A 646-nucleotide genomic window follows, 5' to 3' on the forward strand; every position below is an offset into this window, starting at 1 on the left:
GGCGAGCGCTATCCCGGCGACGCCGGGGTGCTGGCGGCGCTGCTGCTGAACCGCATCACCCTGGCCCCGGGCGAGGCCATCTTCGTCTCCGCCGGCAACCTGCACACCTACCTGCGCGGTTTCGCGGTGGAGGTGATGGCCAACTCCGACAACGTGTTACGCGGCGGGCTGACCCCCAAGCACGTCGACGTGCCCGAGCTGCTGCGCGTGCTGGACTTCGCGCCCACCACCGAGGAGCAGCTGCGCCCGCCCATCCGCCGCGAGGGTTTCGGCCTGATCTATGAGACGCCGACCGACGAGTTCGCCGTCGCCCTGTTGCAGCTCGACGACGAGTACGTCGGCCACGAGGTGGACGCGACGTGCAGCCACGACGGCCCGCAGATCCTGTTGTGCAGCCAGGGCTGCACAACGGTGCACGGCAAATCCGGCTCGCTGACACTGAAGCGGGGGATGGCCGCCTGGGTCGCGGCCGACGACGCCCCGATCCGGCTGGTCGCGCACCAACCCACCAAGTTGTTCAGGGCGACGGTGGGGTTGTGACCGGGGCCTAGGCCCGATCGTGGCGACCCGCCTCGCCCGGGGCCAGGGTGATGCGGTTCAGCAGCAGCGCCGCCAGCACCCCGGCGTCGCCGGGATAGCGCTCGCC

2 pseudogenes are annotated in these 646 nt (G+C 71.1%); one reads left to right on the top strand and one right to left on the bottom strand.

What is annotated here, in order from left to right:
• Positions 1-540, top strand: a pseudogene (locus A5622_RS22000) (mannose-6-phosphate isomerase, class I); the annotation flags it as partial.
• 28 nt (positions 541-568) lie between these two features.
• On the opposite strand, the pseudogene A5622_RS30290 reads toward A5622_RS22000, so the two are convergent.
• Positions 569-646: pseudogene (locus A5622_RS30290) on the bottom strand (hypothetical protein); the annotation flags it as partial.

Source organism: Mycobacterium sp. 1245801.1 (assembly GCF_001673055.1).
Classification (GTDB): domain Bacteria; phylum Actinomycetota; class Actinomycetes; order Mycobacteriales; family Mycobacteriaceae; genus Mycobacterium; species Mycobacterium europaeum_A.